The organism is Pseudomonas frederiksbergensis (assembly GCF_003732665.1).
In the GTDB taxonomy this organism is placed as follows: domain Bacteria; phylum Pseudomonadota; class Gammaproteobacteria; order Pseudomonadales; family Pseudomonadaceae; genus Aquipseudomonas; species Aquipseudomonas frederiksbergensis_G.
Genome location: NZ_MOBP01000008.1, coordinates 50,151 through 72,787 on the forward strand (window position 1 = coordinate 50,151; position 22,637 = coordinate 72,787).

19 protein-coding genes are annotated in these 22,637 nt (G+C 63.0%); all 19 read right to left on the minus strand.

The annotated features are described in order from the left end of the window. Window positions 1-776 precede the first annotated feature (776 nt). Complete coding sequence (locus BK665_RS14415) at window positions 777-1,637, minus strand: CsgG/HfaB family protein (protein WP_123406537.1); 861 nt, start codon at window positions 1,635-1,637, stop codon at window positions 777-779. A 31-nt stretch (window positions 1,638-1,668) separates the two neighbouring features. Next, window positions 1,669-2,088: a curli assembly protein CsgF gene (locus tag BK665_RS14420; RefSeq protein ID WP_123406539.1), complete on the minus strand. Its 420-nt coding sequence runs from the start codon at window positions 2,086-2,088 to the stop codon at window positions 1,669-1,671. Next, window positions 2,085-2,474 carry a curli production assembly/transport protein CsgE gene (csgE, locus tag BK665_RS14425; protein ID WP_123406541.1) on the minus strand — a complete coding sequence of 130 codons (390 nt, stop codon included), beginning with the start codon at window positions 2,472-2,474 and terminating at the stop codon, window positions 2,085-2,087. Before csgE ends, BK665_RS14420 begins: the two co-directional genes overlap by 4 nt. After that, window positions 2,471-2,926, minus strand: coding sequence for a type II secretion system protein (locus BK665_RS14430; RefSeq protein WP_259699604.1), 456 nt, complete (start codon window positions 2,924-2,926; stop codon window positions 2,471-2,473). The genes csgE and BK665_RS14430 overlap by 4 nt, the downstream gene beginning before the upstream one ends. 244 nt (window positions 2,927-3,170) lie before the next feature. Further along, window positions 3,171-3,545 (minus strand): type II secretion system protein, encoded by a 375-nt coding sequence (locus BK665_RS14435; RefSeq protein ID WP_123406545.1) that lies wholly within the window; start codon window positions 3,543-3,545, stop codon window positions 3,171-3,173. Between the two features lie 4 nt (window positions 3,546-3,549). Beyond that, complete coding sequence (locus BK665_RS14440; RefSeq protein WP_123406547.1) at window positions 3,550-4,023, minus strand: type II secretion system protein; 474 nt, start codon at window positions 4,021-4,023, stop codon at window positions 3,550-3,552. A gap of 2 nt (window positions 4,024-4,025) precedes the next feature. Next, entirely contained in the window at window positions 4,026-5,858 is a 1,833-nt protein-coding gene (locus BK665_RS14445; protein ID WP_123406549.1) for a secretin GspD/PilQ domain-containing protein, read from the minus strand. Beyond that, window positions 5,855-6,361: a hypothetical protein gene (locus BK665_RS14450; protein WP_123406551.1), complete on the minus strand. Its 507-nt coding sequence runs from the start codon at window positions 6,359-6,361 to the stop codon at window positions 5,855-5,857. Before BK665_RS14450 ends, BK665_RS14445 begins: the two co-directional genes overlap by 4 nt. Beyond that, on the minus strand, window positions 6,361-6,909 hold the full coding sequence (locus tag BK665_RS14455; RefSeq protein WP_123406553.1) for a GspMb/PilO family protein: 549 nt from the start codon (window positions 6,907-6,909) through the stop codon (window positions 6,361-6,363). The genes BK665_RS14450 and BK665_RS14455 overlap by 1 nt, the downstream gene beginning before the upstream one ends. Beyond that, entirely contained in the window at window positions 6,896-7,441 is a 546-nt protein-coding gene (locus BK665_RS14460; RefSeq protein ID WP_123406555.1) for a PilN domain-containing protein, read from the minus strand. The genes BK665_RS14455 and BK665_RS14460 overlap by 14 nt, the downstream gene beginning before the upstream one ends. A gap of 1 nt (window position 7,442) precedes the next feature. Further along, complete coding sequence (locus tag BK665_RS14465) at window positions 7,443-8,246, minus strand: hypothetical protein (protein ID WP_123406557.1); 804 nt, start codon at window positions 8,244-8,246, stop codon at window positions 7,443-7,445. After that, window positions 8,227-9,933: a GspE/PulE family protein gene (locus BK665_RS14470; protein ID WP_123406559.1), complete on the minus strand. Its 1,707-nt coding sequence runs from the start codon at window positions 9,931-9,933 to the stop codon at window positions 8,227-8,229. Before BK665_RS14470 ends, BK665_RS14465 begins: the two co-directional genes overlap by 20 nt. 84 nt (window positions 9,934-10,017) lie before the next feature. Further along, on the minus strand, window positions 10,018-10,548 hold the full coding sequence (locus tag BK665_RS14475) for a response regulator (protein WP_123406561.1): 531 nt from the start codon (window positions 10,546-10,548) through the stop codon (window positions 10,018-10,020). A gap of 223 nt (window positions 10,549-10,771) precedes the next feature. After that, window positions 10,772-11,719, minus strand: coding sequence for a peptidylprolyl isomerase (locus BK665_RS14480; RefSeq protein ID WP_123406563.1), 948 nt, complete (start codon window positions 11,717-11,719; stop codon window positions 10,772-10,774). 15 nt (window positions 11,720-11,734) lie between these two features. Next, a complete protein-coding gene (locus tag BK665_RS14485) occupies window positions 11,735-13,276 on the minus strand; it encodes a cytochrome c/ABC transporter substrate-binding protein (RefSeq protein ID WP_123406565.1) in 1,542 nt (513 codons plus the stop codon). A 9-nt stretch (window positions 13,277-13,285) separates the two neighbouring features. After that, entirely contained in the window at window positions 13,286-13,903 is a 618-nt protein-coding gene (locus BK665_RS14490; RefSeq protein WP_123406567.1) for an SCO family protein, read from the minus strand. Then, window positions 13,900-14,553: an SCO family protein gene (locus BK665_RS14495; protein WP_123406569.1), complete on the minus strand. Its 654-nt coding sequence runs from the start codon at window positions 14,551-14,553 to the stop codon at window positions 13,900-13,902. Before BK665_RS14495 ends, BK665_RS14490 begins: the two co-directional genes overlap by 4 nt. Window positions 14,554-14,566: 13 nt before the next feature. Further along, the gene (locus tag BK665_RS14500) at window positions 14,567-16,492 is read right to left on the minus strand and encodes a YncE family protein (RefSeq protein WP_123406571.1); all 1,926 of its coding nucleotides are present in this window, start codon (window positions 16,490-16,492) and stop codon (window positions 14,567-14,569) included. Between the two features lie 280 nt (window positions 16,493-16,772). Continuing rightward, window positions 16,773-22,556 (minus strand): manganese-oxidizing multicopper oxidase MnxG, encoded by a 5,784-nt coding sequence (gene mnxG, locus BK665_RS14505; protein ID WP_123406573.1) that lies wholly within the window; start codon window positions 22,554-22,556, stop codon window positions 16,773-16,775. Window positions 22,557-22,637 lie beyond the last annotated feature (81 nt).

Consider the following 22,637-nt stretch of genomic DNA (forward strand, 5'->3'; position numbering starts at 1 on the left):
TGGGAGCGAGCTTGCTCGCGAAGAACGATAACGCGGTCTATCTGCCTGGCCCAACTGACAGGTCGGCTGTCAGGCCGCCTTCGCGGGCAAGCCTCGCTCCTACAAAGATCGGTGGTGAACGCAGATTTTATGTACAACGCCCCACCCTGTAGGAGCAAAGCTTGCTCGCGAAGAACGATGACGCGGTCCATCTGCCTGAACGCTTATTGTGGCGAGGGAGCTTGCTCCCGCTGGGCTGCGCAGCAGACCCCAACCCGGCAACCGCATTTCCACTGATGCACCGCATTCTGATCGTTCCCATGCTCAGGCCGCCTTCGCGAGCAGGCTCACTCCCACAATGGGGCTGGGTACATTCGTTGGAGATGGGTTGCTTGACACTCAGCCTTCGCGAGCAAGCCCGCTCCCACAGGGGATTTGTGGTGGCCACAGAATGTGTGTCACATGAAGATCAAATGTGGGAGCGGGCTTGCTCGCGAAGAACGATGACGCGGTGCATCTGCCTGGCCCAACTGACAGGTCGGCTGTCAGGCCGCCTTCGCGGGCAAGCCTCGCTCCTACAAAATCAAAAGCAAAGCGGCGTACACCACCCGCTCTTCACCACTCATTAGGCCGAGCGTTAGCTCGCCTGCTCTTGATCTTGATCTTGCTCTACCCGCCCCTTCGGGAGGCTGAGTGGAGGGACTCGCTGTAAGAGCGAAACCATATGCCGCCGTTACCGCAGCAACGGATATGTACTAAATCAGCAAGAACCAGGTCGGCCCGCAGGCCGCCTAGGCTTACTCACTCTCCGGATCAACCTTGTTCTGGCTCAAATACCGCCCCAGCGTCTCGTCCTGCACGGGCGTGGAGTTGTCCCCCGCCACTTGCCACAAATGCCGCTCGATGCCTTGGGCCAACAGATGCCCAACGGCTGATTCAATCGCCGACAGCACACACAACTGCGCCGGTTCGTTGGTGGTGTAGCCCACTTCCGCCTCAAGCAATTTCTTGAACTCGATAAACTTGAACACCCCGGCACTGCGGCCGACGGAGTAGATGGTCTTGCTGGTCATCACATTGGCCAGCACCTGCCCGCTGCGCACGTCCACCGCCCGCAGGTTGACCGAGACCTGGTCCACGCGATATTCCCGGGAGAGGTCGATCCCCAGATACCGCGCCCCTTCCCCGCCACTGCGCACGTTGGTGTCGTAAGCGATGATCCCGCCTTCGAGCATCAGGTTCGCCGCTTGCAACGGTGGCAGTTCACCCTGGATATTCACCGGCGTGTTCGGCTTCTTCTGCGAGGCGCGGATGATTTTGCGTTCGGTCAGCAGGTTTTGCAGCCCTTCACGCTCCAGTACCACAAACCAGCCACTGGCCTGCAGCGCATCCATCAACATGCTCGCCGCACCTTGGGTCACGCTGGTGGAGAATGAGCTGGCCGGGGTCGGTTTGTATTGCCCGGTCTGGTCGCGAAAACCATACACCACGGCCATCAACCGACCTTTGGGCCGCGGCATTTTCAGCAAGTCGTAGTAGGTCGACGCCCGTGGTGTGAGGGTCGGTGATTCGGTGTCCTGCTCGGCCGGCATGGTGTCGCGCAAGCTGCAACCCTGTAATGCCGCCAACATCAGCCCTAGCACTATTATTTTTTTCATGTCCTTCACTCCCCGGCAGCCTGAATACCCGTCAAGGGTTGAGGCCGTTCACCTGGATTTCCGAAACTTCACCGGTCGCTCGGTCGGTCACTTCAATGCTCAGTGCGCCGGAGTCGTCGATGACGTTGACGATAAAACTGTCGGTGGACAGGCTCCCGGTGTTGCCCGTGGAGATGTTGTCCAGCAACTGGCCCAGCAACCGCGACTGCAATTGACTGGTGAAGCGTTCAAGGGCCGATGTGCCTGCCACCGCCGTGCGGTTTTTCAGGTCGGGGTCGTCGTAGTCGTTTTGCGCCTGGGCGTTGTTGAGCAGCCAGGTGCCGTTCAATGGGTTGCCGCCGAACGACGGGTTGACCGGCGTGTAGACCAGCTCGGTGGCGTGGACCAGGCCACAACTGCCCAACCCGAGAAGCCAGATGCCGGTGCGCTGTGAGAACGTTTTCTTGTTCATAATTCGTCCTTCTCCAGGTCGGTGGTGTCCTGCAATAACGTTTCCAGCTTGCGCTGGACGATTTGCCGGCGAACCCAGTCGGCGGCGTCGTACGCCTCGTCCTTGAGCTCCACGGTGTTCGGCGGCAGGAAGCGCCGGTAAACCAGGCGTTGCTGATATTCCACGGTCACCAGGCTGCCCCAGCGGGCCGAGGGTCGTTCGCGCACCACCAGGTTGAAATCCATCGGGCTGGTGGCGCGCAGGCGTTCACTGAACGAGTAGTAAAAGTCGTGGCCGATGTGGGAGATCGTGTCGTCGACGATGAAGCCCATCATTTCGTCCTCTTCGCCGGCCGAGGCGCAGGACGCCAGCAGCATCAGCAGCAGGCCCAGGCAATAGCGGTTCATGGCGCCAGCGCCTGGGGGGTCAATGACTGGGGTTTGGGCCCAGATGCACCATCGAGGAAGGCTTTTTCGGCGACAAACTGCCAATCCTTGTAACTGGCCATGCCGACGAAATCCGACCATTGGCTGGGGAAATCCGTCTGTTTGATCGGGGTATCCGTCGAGGGGCTGTAGAGGCCGGTGATGCGGCCGTCGAAGCCGCGCATCAGGGTCCACTCGCCACCGCCAATCGGGTCTGGGTACAACTGCCGCAGATGATGTTTGGGCGATGGGAAACGCTCATCCTGCAACAGGTCTTCCAGGTCTTTGGGGTACTGCGCCAGCCCCGGCGAGCTGCGGTAGTAACTGCGCAGCGCCTGGGCGTACTGGGTGCCGACCCACAGCAACTGACGTTCGCGATCGCGCCGCGAGGCGGTGGACCACAACTCCCCGGCGCTGGCCAGGCCCATGCCCATCAGCACAATCAGAAACAGCACGCCCAGGTAGGTGAATCCGCCCTCTTTGCCGCAACGCCGCTTCCCTGTGGCGAGGGGGCTTGCTGTGGCGAGGGAGCTTGCTCCCGCTGGACTGCGCAGCAGTCCCAAGCTTTTCAGGCCAAGAACGGGGGCCGCTTCGCAGCCCAGCGGGAGCAAGCTCCCTCGCCACAAAAAGCTCCCTCGCCACAGCAAGCCCCCTCGCCACAGGTTTTCACCCGCAGGCCTACCACTCGGAATAAAGGCTGCCATCACGCGCCCTCCCGGTAGCACCGCTCTTGATATCAGCCACCGCGCCCGGCACACCGTCCGGCGGCGCGACCAGGACCCAGAGGTCTTTGCGTTCGGCAATCGGGTCCATCGGCGGGTTGCGCAAGTAACGCTGTTCCACCAATTGTTCGATGGAATCGGGGTAGCGCCCGGTGTCGCCGTAGTAGTGATCCAGCGCCTCGCGCATCGCCGACAGGCTCTGGCGCAGCGTGGTCTCCTTCGAGACTTCCAGGCTGGTGAAATAGCGTGGCAAGGCGATGGTCATCAGGGTCGCGATGATTGCCATGACCACCATCAGTTCCAGCAGGGTAAAACCTTTTTCCCGGCGCATAGGTTCACCACTCGCGGTAGGCAATGCCGTTGAGGCCCTTGCCCCGGGCTTTGGAGTAGACGTCAAACACGTCTTCGCCTTCCCGTGGGTTTTGAGCCGTGCTGTCGTAGGAGCGCAAGCCCCAGCCGCCTTCATCGTTACGCTTGACTGGCAGCAGCGGGTCGTGAGGCACCCGGCGCAGGAAGTAGAACTTGGCGCCCTTGGCGCTGCGCACATCGCGCACGCCGTCCACCAGCACTTGCAGGTTCGGCGGGTAGCCGCTGCTGTTCAGCGACTTCTCGATATAGCCTGCGTCGAAGGCACGTTTGTAGGCGTCGATGGCGTCGCGGATCTGGTACAGCGCCGCGCGCATGTCCTGCTCCTTGCCCCGGCGCACCACGGTTTCGGTCAGGGGCGCGGCCATGCCGGCCAACAGGCCGATCAGGGCCAGCGTCACCACGACTTCAATCAGGGTAAAACCGCGCTGGGAGGCGTTCATGATCAAGGCTTCTCGACGACAACGTGGGCGGACGAGGCAACCGGTGTGGTCATGACGTCGGTACGAATCGCCGATTCCATGCCACGGTCAGGCGCCTGGATGTGCATGCTGGTTTCGGTGCCTGTCTGGAATTCCATGTCCGAGGGGCTCTGGTACGGCAGGTTGCGCACGATCCGTGGGGTGATCGACAGCACCAGTTCCGATTTGCCGACGGTGTCCTTGTTGCTACCGAACAAGCGGCCCAGTCCGGGGATGTCACCCAGGCCCGGGATCTTGTTGCCCGTGGCGCCATGGTCGTTACGCACCAGCCCCGCCAGGATCTGGGTTTCGCCGTCGTGCAGGCGCAGAGTGGTCTGGGCGTTGCGGGTATCCACCTGCACCGGGATCGTGCCCTGGCGGGTCGGTTCCAGCGGCGTGGCGTTACTCACTTCCAGGGCAATCTTGATCGCCACTTCGTTGTTCAAGTGCACGATCGGCTGCACTTCAAGCTTCAGACCGACGTCGAGGTAAGTGACGCTTTCAGTAATCACCGGACCTTGGGTGGACGGCACCGATGTGGCGCTGATGATCGGCACACGCTGCCCGATGTGGATCCGCGCCTGTTCGCGGTTGCTGACGCGAATCACCGGGCTGGCCAGGGTGTTGATGTCGTTGTCCTGGGCGTTGATCTTGGCCTGGGGCGACGGTGAGATGGAGATGCGGCCGGAGTTGATGCCCTTCAGTTGATCGAGAATCGTCACCCCCGAACCGTCGGCGTTGACCACACCAAAGGTGCTCGGCCATTGCAGGCCCAGGTCGAGAATCCGTTGGGTGGCGACTTCCATCACCTCCACTTCCAGTACCACTTCGGGGTCGGACTGGTCTTGCGATTGCAGCAACTTCTCGGCCATGCGCACCGCGTCTTCGGTGTCGCGCATGGTCAAGGTGTTGAGGCGCTCATCGACGAACACATCGCGGGTCTTGAGCATGGTCTTGATCATGTTCAGCGCGGTGTTGGCATCGACGCTGGTCAGGTAGAAGGTGCGCATCACCAATTCCTGGTAATCCTTGAGCTTCTGCGGCGAGTCCGGGTAGATCAGCAAGGTGTTTTCGTTGACGATTTTCTGGTGCAACTGGTTCTGTTGCAGCAGCAACTCCACGGCGTCTTCGATGCGCACGTCACGCACGAAGATCGTGGCTTTCATATCCGGGCGCAGGTCCTTGTCGAAGATGAAATTCAGCCCGGCGACCTGGGACAGCACCTCGAAAATGGTCTTCAGGTTGGCGTCGCGAAACTCCAGGGTTACCGGCCGATCCAGCCGTGTGCGCAGTTGCGGATACGGCACCACGTTACGGCTCTGGACCAGGCGGATATTGCCTTGCAGTTCCAGGGCGCCTTCATTTTTCGAGTCGAGATCGAGCATCTGCTTGACCTGGCGGTCGGCGCCGTAGATATCGCCCCGGCGCAAGTCGCCCCGGGCCAGTTCGAGCTTGTCGTCCTGGCTGCGCAGGTAATCGAGTTGCTTCAGGGAATCCTGGGCGCGACGGTTGCTCGGTTCGATGGTCAGCACCCGCCCGTAGGCCAGGCGTGCCGAAGGGAAGTCCCGGCGTGCGCGGTCGGTATCGCCTGCGGTCAACAGTGAGGTCACCGCTGTGGCACGACCGGTGTTGAGCAGCAGGTGCAATTCGGTATCCCGGGGGTTTTCCCGCAGGCCTTCCTGGATGCGTGCCAACCCGGCTTCGTACTGACCTTGTTCAATCAGGTCGGACGCTTCTTTGTTAGCCACTTGCGCCGAACTGCACGCGGCCAGCGCTGTGCTCAAACACAGGCTCATCAGCAAACGGGATCTGTTCATTGCGTGCTCCCCACAGACAAGGTCTGGGCCAAATGCAGAGGCAGGTAGACCAGGCTCAATTCCACATCGGAAATGCCCTCGATCCGCCAGGTGTCGTCGATCACATCCCCTTTGCGCACGACGTATATTTTTTCGCCGCTCTGCAAAAACACTTGCAGGTCGGTACGGTCGGCGAGCTTGCCGACGAACTGGAACGGCATCGGTGGTGCGCTGGGGATCTGCACCACCGGGGTCAGGTTGACGGGTTGTTCGGTGACGCTGGCCAGTTGCGGCGCGACCTTCCAACTGCGGGTGGCGAACAGGTCGCCGGACGGGCTCAGGTCCTTGATCGGTGCGGCCTTGACGCTATCTGGCGCCGCCGATGGTTTGCTTTTGGCAGGCTTGGCCACGGTCGCCATGGCGGTCTCGCCCTCCTCCGGCTGCCGCAGATAATCCGGCAACCAGGCCAGCGCCGCCGCCACGCCGAAGAACGCCACCCAACCCATTACGCGTTTGCTGTTCATCATGACCTCAACAGGTAAAGGGTCATGCGGATCCGCCCGGTGAGGTCGGTGTCGGCGATCTTCTTGCGCTGGAACTCCACGTCCTCCACCACCACCGCCGGTAACTGGCCGAGCAAGGCATGGAGGAAGCGCCGCAGTTGCGGATAGGAGCCCCGCACCGGCAGCAGGATTTGGTAACGGGCCAAATGGGTCTTGGGGTCGATGCCCAGGGAATATTCACCCCGAGCCAGGGTGATGTGCTCTAAAGCGGCCAAGGCGTAGATCTTGTCGATGGCCACGGTGGCCTGGGGCTGGGACGGCAATTTGCTGCGGAAGTCATCGAGCTGGCGCTGCGGCACCACCGGTGGCGCGACGCTGCCGTCCTCGACCTTGGCCAGGTACTCGCCGGCCTCGCGGGTTTGCTGGCTGAGGGTTTGCAGCGATTGCCAGTCCGGCAGCAACCCGGCCAGCCCGTAGACCAACGCCAACGCCACCAGCGCCATCCCGGCCAGGCCCGGAATGCCGAGGCCTTGCAGGTATTCGTGCACGATCAGTCTAGGGATTCGCATCGCCTATCTCCCAGGTCGCCGACAGGTTGAATTGGACCGGGTGTTCCGGCACGTTAGCGACGATTTCGTGGCTGAGCAGGGACACGTCCGACAGCTCGTCGCTGGCTTCCAGACGCTGGTGAAATTCGAGCATCGCTTCCAGGTCCCGGGCCTCGGCGCTGATCCGCACCTGACCTTTGCGCGCGTCCGGGGTCAGGGTCAGCAAGGCAATGTCATCGCGAGGCATGGCTTCGAGCATGGCGAACAGGCGTTCCCATGGCCGGCGCAGTTGCTGCGATACCTTGCGCATCTCGGCCAGGTTTTGCGCCTGTTCGCGGGTCTCGGCCGGGGTCAGGCCGACCTTGCCGCCGCTGTCGCCGGTGAGTTCGCGCTGGGCGTGTTGCAAGTGGCCTTGTTGCAGCGAGGATTGATCGTCGAGGTGTTGCTGGGCGACGAAGCACGCCAGGGTCAGCGCCACGCCACCCACCAGCAGGCTCCAGCCCAAGGGACCGGAGCGGCGGCGCGGCTGGAAGTCGAGGGTCAGGGCGCGCATGTCAGGCCACCGCCCGGGACATCACGTACAGGCAATCCCGTACCGATGTCCGGTCCTCTTCGAGGGTTCTCAGGTGCACGCCCGGGACATCGGGCTGCGACTCGATGCGCGCTGGCGCATGCAGGTAGACATTCAACGGCCGTTCGCTGGTGGAGGCCTGCAACTGGTTTTCCCGGCCAATCAGTGCGGTAAGCGCGGCATCGCTGTCGCTGCTGCCCACCGAGCGCACCGAGGTCCAGCGCCCTTCCCGGGCCAGCAGCAACACGCTGCGCACCGGTTCGGCGACCACGAACAGGAAGTCCCCGGCGTCGAAGCTTTTATCGAAGTGGTTGAACGCCGCCATCAGGTACGGCTGCACCGAGCGCAGGCGCAAGCCACGACCGCTGACCAGTGCGCGCAGGCGTTCCAGCAGGTCCTGTGGCAAGGCCGAAGCGATGCGGTCGTAACCCGCCGGTTCCGCTGACAGCACCAGGCTCCAGGGTTGGGTCGGCGCGCCGTAGAGGTCTTCGAAACACAGCTGGGCGAAGCCTAGCAATTCGTCGGGGCTGCTGATTTGTTCGCTCCACGGCACCAGGCAAAAGCGGCTGAAGTGCCCGGAGATCACCACGCTCAATTCAGCACCGGCATGGGCGTGTTCGCCGAGCAAGCGGTCGAGGGTTTCCAGGGCGACGGTCCAGGCGTGGAAGCCTTCGTCGATAAACCCGATGCTGCCCAGCCAGCGGGTGTCGCTGCCCTGACGCTGACCGAGGCCGACGCCACTGGCGCCGAGCACGGCCACATAACGATCACGAGACAAAAGTGACACGATTGATCTCCTCGAGCGTGGTCCGCCCCGCTTGCACCAGTTCCAGCGCCGACTCGCGCAACAGCCGCAAGCCACGTTTGCAGGCGTGGGCCTTGATTTTCGAAATGGGTTGGCGCTCGACGATCATTTGCCGCAACTCATCGTCGAGGTGCAGCAGCTCGGCAATCGCCGTGCGCCCGCGATAACCGGTGCCCCGGCAATGGCCGCAGCCCTTGCCATGCACGAAGTGGTAATGCGCGACGTTTTGCGGGTCGAGCCCGGACAGTTGCAGTTCTTCTTCGGTCGGCTGGTGCGGCGCGCTGCAACTGGCGCACACCAGGCGAATCAGGCGCTGGGCCAGCACCGCGTTGAGCGCCGAGACCAAGCTGTAGGGGTCGATTTCCATTTGCGTAAAACGGCCGATCACGTCGAACACGTTATTGGCGTGGATGGTGGTGAACACCAGGTGCCCGGTGAGGGCCGATTGCACGGCGATCTGCGCGGTGTCCGGGTCGCGGATTTCACCGACCATGATCTTGTCCGGGTCATGGCGCAGGATCGAGCGCAGGCCTCGGGCAAAGGTCAGGCCTTTTTTCTCGTTGACCGGGATTTGCAGCACGCCCGGCAGTTGGTATTCCACCGGGTCTTCGATGGTGATGATCTTGTCCACGCCATGGTTGATCTCGGTGATCATCGCGTAGAGCGTGGTGGTCTTGCCGCTGCCGGTGGGGCCGGTGACCAGCACCATGCCATAGGGTTCGGCGGCGAGGCGGCGCAGTTGCTTAAGGGTTTCTTCTTCGAAGCCCAAGGCCTGCAACTGCACGCCGCTGACCTTGTCCGCCAGGTCCTGTTTGTCCAGCACCCGCAGTACCGCGTCTTCGCCGAAAATGCTCGGCATGATCGACACCCGGAAGTCGATCTGCCGGCCGCTGATGCCGATTTTGAAGCGCCCGTCCTGGGGCACGCGTTTTTCGCCGATGTCCAGTTCAGCCATGACCTTGACCCGGGAAATCACCTGTTCGGCGAACTCGCTGCCCTGGATCTTGCTGATGTTGTTGAGCACGCCATCGATCCGGTACTTGATCACCAGACCGCTACCGGTGGTGCCCAAATGGATGTCGCTGGCGTGCATTTTCAACGCGTCGTAGAGAGTCGAGTTGACCAGTTTGACGACGACGCTGGCGTCTTCGCTGATGCTGGTCAGGGACAGGCTTTGCAGGTTGTCGATCTCGACGTTGGCGTCGGCCTGGGCATTGAGAGACTCAACGGCGTGGAAGCTTTCTTCGTGGCGGGCCAGGTAGGCTTTCAGGTCGTCGGCGTGCACCAGATAGAGCGGCGCGCCGTGCAGGCAGTCGTCGATCCAGGCCAGGCGCGCGGTGTCGAACGGGTCGGCAAACACGCCGATGACCGCGTCGTCGTGGCGCAGCAGGATGAATTCACGTTTCAGGCATTGGGCCAGAGTGACCCGGTCGAATACCGGGGTGGCCTTGAACAGCGTATCGGTGTCGAGCACCGGGTAATGCAGGGTCGCGCCGAGGCACTGGATGAAGGGCATGGGGGCCAGTTCGCACAACACCCCGAGGGCGTCCAGCACCCGTTCGCCGGAACCGGCGGCCCGCAGCCGCGCCTGGGTCAGTTGCTCACTGGAAAAGCGTGAAGGTACACAGTCCAACGGTGCCGGTTCGACGGCAAGTGATAAACGTTCCATGGCTTGCTCTCCAACGCCGGGGGCTTAAAGCCCTGTCGGCGCGGCAGGCCATTGCGGCGGGAGCCGGAACGTCGTGTCGCGCCACTACTCCCCGGTGAGCAATTGTTCGTCGTCCGGCGCCAGCGAGGCCGATGTTCGTCGGCGATCCGCCAGCACCCAACTGCCGTCGTACAACTGCAGCGGGAAACTCTCGGTCCTGCTCTGGCGTCGTTCGACGAAACCTTCGGAAGTGCTCGCGCCCGCTTTGCTTTCGCGTTCCATCCCCAGAAGGTCGCAGACTGCACGGGCCAATTCCGCCAATGGAAAGGGTTTGAACAGGATATGGCTGACACCTAACTGTCGGGCCCGCTCACAGACTTCAGCGGTTGGGTGCCCGGTGATCAGCACAAAATGACAATTCCTGTCCTGGCGGACGGCATCGAGCACCTCAAAGCCTTCCATATCCGGCAAGCGGTAATCGAACACCATCACATCGGGTGCAAAACGTTCGGCTTCGCCGATTGCCATGGCACCGTCGTGAGCTATCCGGACGTCCAGCGCTTGCGCCTGAAGGTAATCCTTGAGGTTTTCGGCAAGCAGTTGTTCGTCTTCGACAACCAGTACTTTGTTTAACAAGGTCGACTCCTTGAAACCGCAGGTCCGAGTACCGAGCCTGGTGGAGTGTGTGCCTTACAAGGGCTAACGCACACTTCATGCCAGGCCGAGCGCCGGTAGTTTTATTTCTTCATGTCCTTGAATTCGAAGACAATGCCACATCGTCCGGATCCCCCTCCCCCCAAAGGCGGGGAAGCGCTTGGATTGGCATTGAAGCTTTTCCCCACTATTGGGGGGGGAAGGTTCAATCATCGTCAATCCGCTCGATGCGATTACGCGATCGCAGTTGCGCCAATACGTCTCGACGAGCCTGGGCCTTTTGCTGTCGGGCAAGGTACACCCGGACTGTTTCAAGCCCCTGCTCCTGTGTGACATCGCTCGCCTCCTGGTGGTTCTGTAAATAAATCAGATGCCAGCCGACCGGGGTTCGCACCGGTTCGCTGATCTGCCCCGGTTGCAGAGCGAATGCAGCCGCTTCGAACTCCGGCATCATGCGCCCACGGGGGAAATAGCCCAAATCCCCGCCCTGGCTGGCCGACGCGTCTTCGGAGCGCGCCGTGGCCACGCGGGCAAAGTCTTCGCCCCGGGGGATTTGTGCGTGTATCTCCTTTAAGCGTAGTCGTGCGGCCTCGACTGTGGCGGCATCGGCGCCCTGGGCCACTTTTATCAAGATATGCCGCACCTGGATTTCCTCGGGCCGGCCCATCTCGGCGCGGTGTTCTTCAAAGAAGGCGCGGACCGTTTGTTCGTCCGGCCCGGGGCCCTTTGTCAGATCGGCAAAGACTTCCTGGGCGGCCAACTCGCGGCGGGTGTACTCGGTGAAACTGGCTTCGTCAAAACCGGCGTCTTGCAGCTTGCGGGCGAACACCTCGGCACCGCCGATGGCCTGGCGGGTCAGTTCGACCTGGCTGCGCACCGTGGCGTCGCTGATCACCACCCCGCGCTTGAGCGCTTCCTGCCACAGCAGTTCCTTGTCGATCAACGCCTCCAGCGCGGCCTGGCGAAGTTGCTTGTAGGCCTTGGGATTGCGAATGCTGGCCACCGCCCGGCCCTGGTCTTCCAGGTACTCGGCGAAGTAGCGCTCCAGGCGAAACTCGGAAATTTCCTCGCCATTGACCCGCGCCGCGACCGGCCCGTTCGTGCTGAAGGCCACAGGCACCCAGAGCATCAGCAGCAACAGTAACCTCTTCATGATCGAAGCCTCCGTTCAGGGGGTGACAGCAATGGGTTTGTAGGGCGCCACCAGATAGAAGCGTTGGTCAGGCAGTTCCACGGTGACGATATGCGCGCCGCTCAGGCCCAGGCGGCGACCGGGGCCGAAGCTGATCAGTGGGGTCAATCCGGTGGCGAAATCGTGCAAGCCTTCGAGGGCGTTGATGAGCTTTTCTCGACTGGCATCGCGCCCGGCCTGCTTCATGCCTTCGCTCAACAGCAGCATCGAACTGAACGCGCCCACTTGCAGCACCGCATGTTCACCGCCCAGGCCCTGATGTTCGCGTAACAGCGTCAGGGCCGTGCGCCCGGACGGCGTCCAGTCGCTGGGCACGAACGGATAAGCGAGGAATACCCGCCGGGAAAAGCCGCTGGGCATCTGCAGCAAATCCCCCGCCACCTGGTTCGACGCCGCGAAGAGGTAAGGCACTTGCCCCGCGTTCTGCAGGCGCTCGGCCAAGCGACTGAAGCCGCCGCCACTGCCCAGGTAAAACACCGAGCGTGAGCCCAGCGGTAAGGGGTCCTGGGACGAGTTGTAGGTTTGCAGGCGCACGTGCTGCCAGGCGTGATCCTGCAAATATTGTTCGAGATTTTGCGCCGCCAGGCGTTGGCCGGGATCATCCGGGTAGGCGATCAGCGTCGGCCCCTGGCGCACCCGCAGGCTGTCGCTGGCGTAGTCGGCCAGGGCGATCAGTTGCTCGCGCAGGCCGGGCAGCGGTTCGAAAATCTGCCGACTGGCCGGGGCCGTGCCTTGCAGCGACAGCGGCCCGATCAGCGGCACACCGGCCCGTTCAAGGCGTGCGGCCAGTTCCGAATCCAGCGCCGGGACCAACGGCGCGATCAGGGCGAACACCTGTTCCTGCTCAATCAATTGCTCGAGCGCCTGTTCGGCGCTGATGCGGTCCGGGCCGGGGTCAAGAATCGTCAGGCGCAGCGAGCGACCGTGAATTCCGCCCGCCTCATTGATCCGTGCCACGCTGCCCTTGAGCACCGCCGCCACCGTCGCGCCCTCCTCGCTCAAGGGTCCGCTGCTCGGCAACAAGGTGCCCAGGTGCAGACTGTCGGCGTTCAGGCCCGGATCGCGGTCATCGGCCAGGCGCTTGAGGTAGGCGCTGAGGTTGCGCTGATCGTTCATCGACAGCACGAACCGGGGCATGGCCGGGTCGAGCCGATTGTTGCCGGGGTCGCGCCCTTCCTGGATCGCTCGCGCCAGGCTGCCGTCGGTGTAGGCCGGGTAATCGCGGCCGTTGATCTGCTGCTGACCATAGGTGCTGCTGAGCCGCGACCAGCTCAAATCCGGCGGTCGCACTCCGCCTTCCGCCCGACCCTGGCCGTCGGCGCCGTGGCAATTGGCGCACGGCAGGCTGCTGGCGGGCAGCAGAATGTCCGCCGCGCCGACCCGCGCCATGACAGGCGCGCCGTTATCCGACAGCCCCTCGCGGTACAGCCGTTTGCCGGCGCTTTCGCTGGGGGTCAGGGGCAACGCGCTGGCGCTCAGGCTAACGCTGGCGAGAAGGATCAGCAGGACAATGTTCATGGCCGGGACTCAGCGCCCGACCACGGGCATGGTCAGCAACTGCAAGCGCTGGGCAATGGCGGCGGCCGGGGCATCGGGGCGGATCTTGCTCCAGCGTTTGTTGGCCACGTCGCCGACGATCAGTTGCGTGGAATGTTGCTCGGGGGTCGGCACGATCTGGCCGATGCGACCCAGGACCAGGTCCATCTGCGCCTTGTCGCCGGTTAAAAAAAGCCAGTGGGGGCCATCGACGCCCTGCTTCAAGGTGTAAGCCTTGAGGACCGCCGGGGTGTCCCGCAGCGGATCACTGGTAAGGGAAATGAAGGTGATGCCGTCGGCCTTGTCGCCCAACACTTCGCGAACTTCCTTGAGCTTGCGGGTGATCAACGGGCAGGCATCGTTGCAACTGGTGAAAATCACGTTGAGCAGCACCACACGGTTTTGCAGGGCATCGCTGTAGAAGCGCAGGGTGTTGCCGTTCTGGTCCTGCAACGGCGTGTCGGTGAACCAGGTCTTGGCGTCGTGGGTGCCGCTGGCCGGTTGCGCGACGCCAGCCACTGGCGGCGCTGCATGCCCTTCGTGGGCAAACGCCATCGAACTGAAGAGGCAGCAGCAAGCCACCGGGGCGATCCAGTCGAAAAGTTTCATGGTTGACTCTCCATGGCGATGGCGGTGTGTTTGGCATGGGCGTTGCGCTGGCCGCTGAGTTTTTCCACTTCACGGGTCAGCACCGTCGGGTCGGTGAAGCCGTAATAGCGGGTCCAGTGGCGGCTGTTGCCATCGCCGACCATGATCAGCGGCGCGTGATTCTTGAAGTCACCGCTGAAGGTGCCAAGGCCCTTGAGGGTTTCGGTCACCGATTGCGGGGTGCCGGTGAGCCAGCTCCAGCCCGGGCCGTTCTGGAAACTGCGGGCGTAGTCGTTCAGGCGTTTGGGGTCGTCACGCTGGGGATCGATGCTGATCGACACCAGTTGCACTTCCTTGCCGACCCGGGCGCCCAGTTGTTTTTGCACCTTGCCCATGATCGACGACACCACCGGGCACACCGTGGTGCAACTGGTGTAGATGAAGCCCATGACCACGATCTTGTTGGTCACCAGGTCTTTTTCCAGGCGCACCGCTTTGCCGTTCTGGTCCACCAGTGCGACGTCGGCGAATTTCACCTGGGCGCTTTCCTGGGTCTTGGCCGGCGCAGTGTTGTGCCCGGCATGCTCATCCGCCGAGTGCGCCAGGGCCTGGCCGATGCCAGCGGCCAACAGGCAAAACATTAATAGGCCACGATGGGGGAATCGGTTCATGTCGCTTTCCTCTTCAGTGAGCCTCGCCGGGCAGGACCCGAACGCTGGCAAAGGTCTTGTCATCAAAGTTTGCGCCCAGGGATGCTGCGCGCACGTGCAAATACCAGGCACCGCTCTGGTCGAGGGTTATCGGCGCTTCGTACACGCCGTCGCCGACGTCCAGCGCCGCGACCTGTTGCGCCCGGGACGTCGGGGCGCGGAAGTAGCGCAGTTGCACGTCCTTGCGCTGCACCGGCTGATTGCCCTGCACGATGCGAAACCGCACGAGGTAAGGGCTGCCGAGAGTGGCCGTGGCGCGGTCGAGCAGGAATTCCACCTTTGGCACGCCGGGGTGTTGCGCGAGGTTTTGGTCTGGCTCCACCAGGGCGCTGAAGCAGTGAATGATGTTCGGTTGGTTGAGCAGGAACGCCACGTCGAAACGTCCGGCCGCTGGTAGCTTGATGCGCGAGCTGTACAGCCCCGGTTCGACTTCTCGCAGGCTGCGGTCGATGACCATCGCCGCCCGCGCCACCTGCCCGCGATTGGGGTAGCCGGACATCGGCGCGTTCATGCCTTCGGCGTAGAAATAGGTGGTGTTGTCCACCGGGTTGACCACGAACACCGCGTTGTCGTCGCGGGACACCGCCAGGCTTGAGGCCAGCGGCAAATCACCGGCCAGCCGGGGTGCTTGTGGCCCGGCCTCGAAACCCTGGCTGATCGGCGTGCGACCTTCGCCGAGGGACGCGAGGTTGATCATCGTCACCTTGGCTGAGGCCAGCCCGCGCACGTAGGCGTAGGCCTTGGTGAACACCACTTGGTAGGGTTCGGTGGAGACGTCGATCTGGTGGATCAGCGCGTCGGTGGCGGCGTCGATCACTTCGGCGCGATTCTCCAGGGTGTTGAGCACCACGCCGAAGCGGCCGTCGGCGCTGAAACCCATCGGGCCCAGGCCCTGGCTCAATTTGATCACCCGCCGCACCGCCAGGCTGGCGGTATCGACCACCGTCACCGTGCCGTCCCGACCGTCGGCGACGTACACCGCTTGGGACAGTGGCGAGTACGCCACCGACAATGGCTGGGTGCCGGTCTTCAGTTGTTTGTCGAGGGTCAGTGTGGCGATGTCGATCAGGCTCAGAGTGCCGTCGTCGCGGTTGGTGACGAAGGCATGGCGGCTGTCCTTACTGAAGGCGATTTCGTGGTGGCCGGCGCCGGTGGCGATGTGTGTAAGAGGCTTGAGGCTGCGGCTGTCGATCACCGTGACGCCGGTTTTCTCTGCGACCCACAGCAGGCGTTCGTCCGGTTGCAGGGCTACGCGTACCGGGTTGTTGCCGGCAGCGATTGAGTCGATGAGTTTGAATTGCTCGCTGTCGAGCACCGCCACTTCTCCGGCGGTGGGCATCGAAATGAATACGCGTTTGTTATCTTTGGTCGCGACCCAATCCATCGGTGGTTGCTTGAGGTCGATACGGGCCATGGTGCTGGTGATGCCGCCGACCGACACCGATGGGTCGACCACCGAGACGCTGGCATCGCGGTTCATCACCAGCAGGAAATAGCTGTTCAGATCCAGCAGCGGGCGTGCGCCGATACTGGACTTGAGAAACACCCCGACCCGGGATTTGCAGCTCTGCTCACGGCCCTGGGCCTGGTCGGCGGCGAGGGTTTCGGGGTCGAGCCAGGCACCGGGGTTAACCCCCGACAGCGGTTGCCCCGAATTGCTGTCGCGGACCCGGAACTGCACATCGGCAAACCCGCCTTCACGCAAAACACCGTCCTCGGCCAGGGGCTGCAACTTGAAATCCACCACCACCCCGTCACGGGCCAGTTGTTGCCCGCTCCAGGTGTCCGGCAAAGCGACCTCACTGAGCAACGTCGGCGGCGCCGTACGCCAGATGCCCAGCCAGAGCAACACAGCGGCGACAACCAGCGCACACCCGGCGATTCTTATTGTTCTGTTCATACCGCCTCTCCCCTTACCCATCCATCACACCACACCCCTATAGGAGCGAGGCCTGCCCGCGAAGGCGTCATCCGCCACACCATCAAAACCGAGTCGTCCCCATCACCTGTAGGAGCGAGGCTTGCCCGCGAAGGCGTCATCTGCCACACCATCAAAACCGAGTCGTCCCCATCACCTGTAGGAGCGAGGCTTGCCCGCGAAGGCGTCATCTGCCACACCATCAAAACCGAGTCGTCCCCTTCGCGGGCAAGCCTCGCTCCTACAGGAAGGGCGTCAGCCGTTATGGTGCCGGGGCCGGTTCGGGTTCGTTGGTTACCCGCAGCAACCCCCACAACCCGGCGGTGTTGCCGTAGGCGGCGTAGTCGCGGAACAGGTAATCGCCCGGTATCGCATTGCTGCCCCCGGCGCTCGGGTGCATGAAGCTGAAGTGCGCCGCCGGCAGGATGCTTTCGTGGGCGCCGATGTACATCGACATCGGGTTGTAGCCGAACCGCACCGAACCCACCCCTGGTGTCCCCATCGGATAACCACCGGTATCGCTCTTCTCCGACTGGAACGGATTGACCGACCACACATGCCCGTCGAGCTGGAAGGTCGAGCCACGGCTACCCCCGGTCGGCATCAGGATGTGCGTACGGAACGGTTGTCCCGGTTTCACATACAGCACCGGCGTCTGCGGATCGCCGCCCACCAGCGCGTTGCTGTAGGCCATGTGCGCGTTGGGCACGTCGCCATAGCCGTTGCCGTCGGCGTGACCGAACGGCGCGTCCGGGGCCAGGCCGAAGCGATACCACAGCGGCTCGGTCTTGTAGTTGATCGCCATGCTCGAGTTGTCCTGGGGATCGGTCGGCACACCGTTGCCTTCCGAGGCGATGCCTTCCACCGGCCGACCGTTGGCCCAACGCATGTTCAACGCCTTTTGCCAGACCATCGCAAAGTCGCGGTAGGGGGTCTGCCCCGCCGCCGTGACCGTGGCCGACACCTTGCGTGCATCGTCGACCCAAGTGGCGCCGATCGGCAGAATGCTCATCGCCCCGCCCAAGCCTTTTTGCGGCTGCTTGATCACGTCCGCCGGGGTGAAATTCAAGCCGCCGAACTCCACCGCCGTAGCGTTGATGTTGTCGACGCTGCGGCCCAGTTGCGAGATCGGCTTGCCTTCGCGCTCCAGGTGCCCGGCGTAGTACTGATAGGTACGCGTCGGGTACGGACCGGTGTTGCCGACCCTTGGTGGCACGGTCTGGATCGGGTTGGCGCCGACGTTGGTGCCGTCGGATTTGGTGATGTCGTAGGCCAGCAGTTGCGCGTGCAAACCGACATGGCTGGACGGCCGCATCAAGTTATTGCTGAAGGTGGTCGAGCCTTCGCCATGGTTGCGATCACGCTTGACGATGCCTTGCATCACCGCAGTCTGGATCAGATCCGGCATGACGCTGGGCAGGCGGTTTTCCAGGGTGATGTTGATGCAGTCACCCGCAGCGGCGCGCAGTACCAGCGGTTCCACAGGCACACCGGGTTTGAGCTTGCCGGTGACCGGGTCGAGGTCAGACTTGCGCACGTAGAGGATCGCCGTCGGGTCATGCAACGGACCGCTTTGCCCGCCGATGGTGAACGTCTCGCCATCTTCAGGATCGGTCACGGTGACCTGGGGAATGCTCACCGCCCGGGAGTTGTACACCAGCGTGCCACCCGCCGGATTCAACGGCCCGCCAACGTGTTGGCCGAGCCCCGCCGGGTCGCCGATGGACAGGCTCAGCGGGTTGCCGAGGATGTCGTTGGCCAGCGCCGCGACCACTTCATAGTTGCGCTGCACGGTGGGCCGGGTGCCGATGCCATTGGGGTTGGCGCCAATCCGTGGGCAAGTGCCGTCGAAGGCCACGGTGTTGCGCATGCCCGCCGGTTTCGGGTTGTTCGGCAGCGCAAACAGGTCGTTGCGCTGGGCCGTGTAGTTGCGCATCACGCCCCAGATTCCGCTCCAGTAACCTTCCAGGGACGCGTCCATCGAGTACAGATAATCCCCGGTGGTGGCCGCCGAACTGGAGAGCATCGAGACTGGCGCGATAAAGCCCATCTGCTCGGAGATCCCGATCATCTGCGACGAGCGCCAGCCCGAGTTGGAGCTGTTGCCGAACCCGGAACCGCTTTGCAGCCATTTCACGCCGTGCAGGGTCACGTTGTGCTCTTCTTCATGACCGCCGGCATGCACCCGCAACCGCACGTTGTCGCCGGTGTAGGTGCGCAGCATTGGGGTGAACGGGTCACCTGGTTCGGCGCCGCCCTTGTTGATGTGCGGCGGGAACAGCGTGGTGCCGCCAGTCGGACCGGTGGCCGCAGTAACCAGGTTTGGCGCCAGGTTCATCGCCGGGATCGCCCGGTCGGTGCGACTTTGCATGGCATACGCCAGGTCGCCGCCGAGGCCGTCGGCCTGCATGCCGCGCTTGCCGTCCGGGCCGACCTTGTTCGGGTCGTACACCCGCAGGGCCAGGGGTTCGTTGCGGTAATTGACCACGAACATGCCGGGGTCATCCACCGAGATCGCTTGCGGGCATGGCCGGCTTGGGCAACCAGGAACTTGCCCGCCTTGCACTTCGACGATCCCCTCCAGCAGGTTGCTGGCGTTATTGCGCACCGGCGGGTTAATGGCGTAGCGGAAGCTGTCCGCGGTGGCCGGGAAGGCTTGCGGATTGGGCACGCCGTTAGGGCCGGCGCCGACGTACACCCCGGCTTCATAAGCGTGCTGGAAGTCGCTGTATTCAAGGAAGAACTCGCGGAAGCTGTCGTTCTTGCCGTCGCCGTCCAGGTCGCCGGTGGACACCACCGCTTGCCATGAAGTCGGCCCGCCATCCTGCCGCGCACCGCTGTACAACGGCTCGCCGGTTTCGGCGTGGAACCAGGTGGAACCGGCCGGCTCGGCCAGCACGGTGGCGTACAGGCCAATCTGTTGGTGCGTCGATGGGCCGAGGTGGTCATGGGTAAAAATCGTCCCCAGGCCACGGTCCACGCCTTTGCTGTTGACCACCGGATCGACAAACCAGCGCTGCATTGCCGTGCGTGCTCCCAACCAATCCGCCCGGCCGTACTGACCAAAGAATGGATGGGCCTTGGCTTTCGGGCAGGCCGGCGTACCGTCCCGGGGATCGGCGCCTTCGCACTGGTTGAACTCGCGAATCGCGTGGATGCGTTCTTGCACGGCGCCAGGAGAAAGCACGCCGTCTTCGTAGTTCCAGCCGTTGGCCGAACCGTCGGCAGCCGTCAGGTCCCACTTCGGCAGGTGAATGTGCTGGCCGATCACGTCGGTTGGCGTGCGCACCTGATAGTCGTCCATCTCATAGGTGGCCGCCACCAGGTTGGTTTGCTGGTATTGCACGCAGTCGAAGGTGTTCATGCGCATCACCAGAGGCTCTGGCGGACGCTGCTTGGTGATCACCGGCCAGGCGTCTTCCCACAGGGCGAGGATGCGCGCTTGCGGGAAGTGGTAGCCGACCTTGTTGTAAACCGCGTCGAACTGGATGTTCGCCGCTTTATAGATGCGCGGACGGTCAGCGGTGAAGGTCGAGGAACCGGTGAAGGACAGGCCATCGACCCGCTCGCCGCTGTTGAATTCACCGGTGCCGGCGCTGGCGGTCAGGCGTTTTTGCCGGTCGTCCATGCACGGTTCGTAGTACGGCGCACCGGCAATCGGCAACGCGCCGTTGGTGCGGAACGCCTTCGCCACGACTTGATTACCGGGCAGCAGCGCGAAGCTTGGGTGATCCTTTTTCGCGTGGAAGGCCATGGCCGCTTGTTCGACTTCGGTGCCTTCTTCCGGCATGTAGATCGGTTTGGCCCGGGTCACTTCCTTGGAAAAATCCAGGGACGTGGTCACGGTGTGCGCTAGACCACCAGAGGAGAAACCATCCAGGGAATGCCGGCCCAGACCGCCGTCCCAACCACCGGATTGCGCCGGGTCGAGGTTGGCCCACAAGGCCTTGCCGCTGGTTTTCAAGGTTTGCGCCTTGGCGGCGTCGAGCATGTCCAGCGGTGGTGTTGGCGGACGTTGCCCGACCGAACTTTCCATGCCACCGATCCAGAACGGATAGCCAGGGTTTTTCAGGCTGCCGTCGGCATTGCGGTTGGCTTCGCTGCGATCCACCAGGGCCAGGGAGCCGATGGCTTGAGTGCCACCGCTCTGAGGTTCACCGTCCTCATCGGCCACCAGGGTTTCACCGATTTTCGGCACCACCGCGACCTTGCCTGGCATCGGAGCCATGGCTTTACCGGGCAGCGGCACAACCGCAGGGATCGGCGTCCCGGCGACAATCTCGCCATCGGGCAACGCCCGAGCACCTGCGGCCGGTTTGCCGCTGCGCAAGGCGTAGGGTTCGCTGTGATAACCGTCGGCGCCCTGTTGGGACACTTCGAGTTTGGTGCCTTCTTCGAACACATCGTGCACCCGCCACATGCTCCACATGCCCTGGGCAAAGTGCGGGTAGAAGTGGCAGTGATAAATCGCATCGCCGGCTACGCGGTTGCGGTTGCCCGAGCCGCCGTTGGCGATTTCATAGGTGTAGCCGGCGCCCGGACCGATGCCCTGGGCGTCGACATAATCGGAGTTGTCGTCGTTGGGATTGAACAGCCACTGATGCCCGTGCAAGTGGAAGATGTGCTGCTCATGGCCGTTGTGGGTGTTGCGGAATTTAACGAAGTCACCGATGTAGCTGTGGTTGACGTTGGCCGGTTCGGACGGGTACAGCGCCATGGTCGCCTTGACCCCGACCTGATCGGCCCGGGGTGTTTCGCCGGGGCGAATGTTTTCCAGGCCGGCGTTGGCCGGCACGTCCACCAGCATCGCCACGTCACCGACGGTGTGGGAGCTGAGGAAGAATTCTTCATAGGCGCAGGACAGGCAATCGTGCATCGGCCCGACGCCCAAACGGTTGGCCACCACTTCGGCGCCCATGCCGCCGGAGCCGTAGTTGATCATGAACGAGTCGCGGGTCGGTTCCAGCACGTGGGCCATCACCGGGTCCGCCCAATAAGCCGGAAAGGCTTGGGTGGCGGCGGTTTCATCCTGGAACTGCGAGGCGAAATCGCGGAACGGCTCCAGCCGATTGGGGATCGCCGGGTTGCGTTTGCCAATGGCTTCAAGCGGATAGGTCGAGGGCGGGAAGCTGCCGTCGGCGTTGCTGCCCATCACGATCGCATCGCTCTCGCTGGAGATGATTTCATTGCCATCGACCATGCCAATGATCGGCGTGCCGGCCTTGCCTTCACGGATCCACGGTTCGCGCTGCGGGTAGCGCGCCTGGTAGTCGACAATCGGTTGGCCGGCCGGGGTTCGACCGGTGCTGGCCAGGCGCATTTCTTCCTCGGTGACGGTGTTGCGGTAGGTGCGGCCGCCCTTGGGCACCACCACCACTTCGCCGAACAGACCGTTGGCGACGTTGCCCGCATCGCCTTCGCCACCGAAGGTCGCGCCGCGACTGCTGGCGGCGAACGCGCCTTCGCGCTCGGCGTACAAGGTGTAGGAACGGGTGGCGCCGGGGGCGATCAAGGTGTTGGCGTTGCGTCCGGTATAGGACGCGATGTCGTCGATGCTGTTGACCGCTTGCAGGCCGTTGACCTGGAAGCCGACGTGGCGATCGGTGACTTGCTCGTCGACTTTGAAATCGTCGTTATTGCCGACTTCACCTTCCTCTTCTTCCCCGCTTTCGTGGCTGCCGGGATTGGCCTGATAAGCCAGCAGGTTTTGCAGATTGACCGTCAGGCAGTCACCGGCAGCGACGCGCAACACCAGCGGCCGTGGGCGCTTGTCGGGACGCAGCGACACCTTGCCCGGCACCGCCGAACCACCCTGAGCCAGGGAGCGGTCATGGTCATCCACGACATCGCGGCGCAGGGCGAACATCATGCCGTTGGCGTTTTGCGCGCCGAGGCGGTTGAACATCAGCGGCTGGTCGAACGCCACAACGTTGGCCACCAGATTGCGCTCGCAGCGCACGGCCGCTTCGGCCAGTTCGATGCCGAACAACGGCGCCAGAAACAGCAGCAGGTTAACCAGGTGATGTGCGTGGGATATGCCGTTCATGATCACGGGCCTCGCTATGGGTGCTCACAGGAATAATTCTCGACAAGTCCGGTTGAGCAATCCGCATGCCATAAATAATTT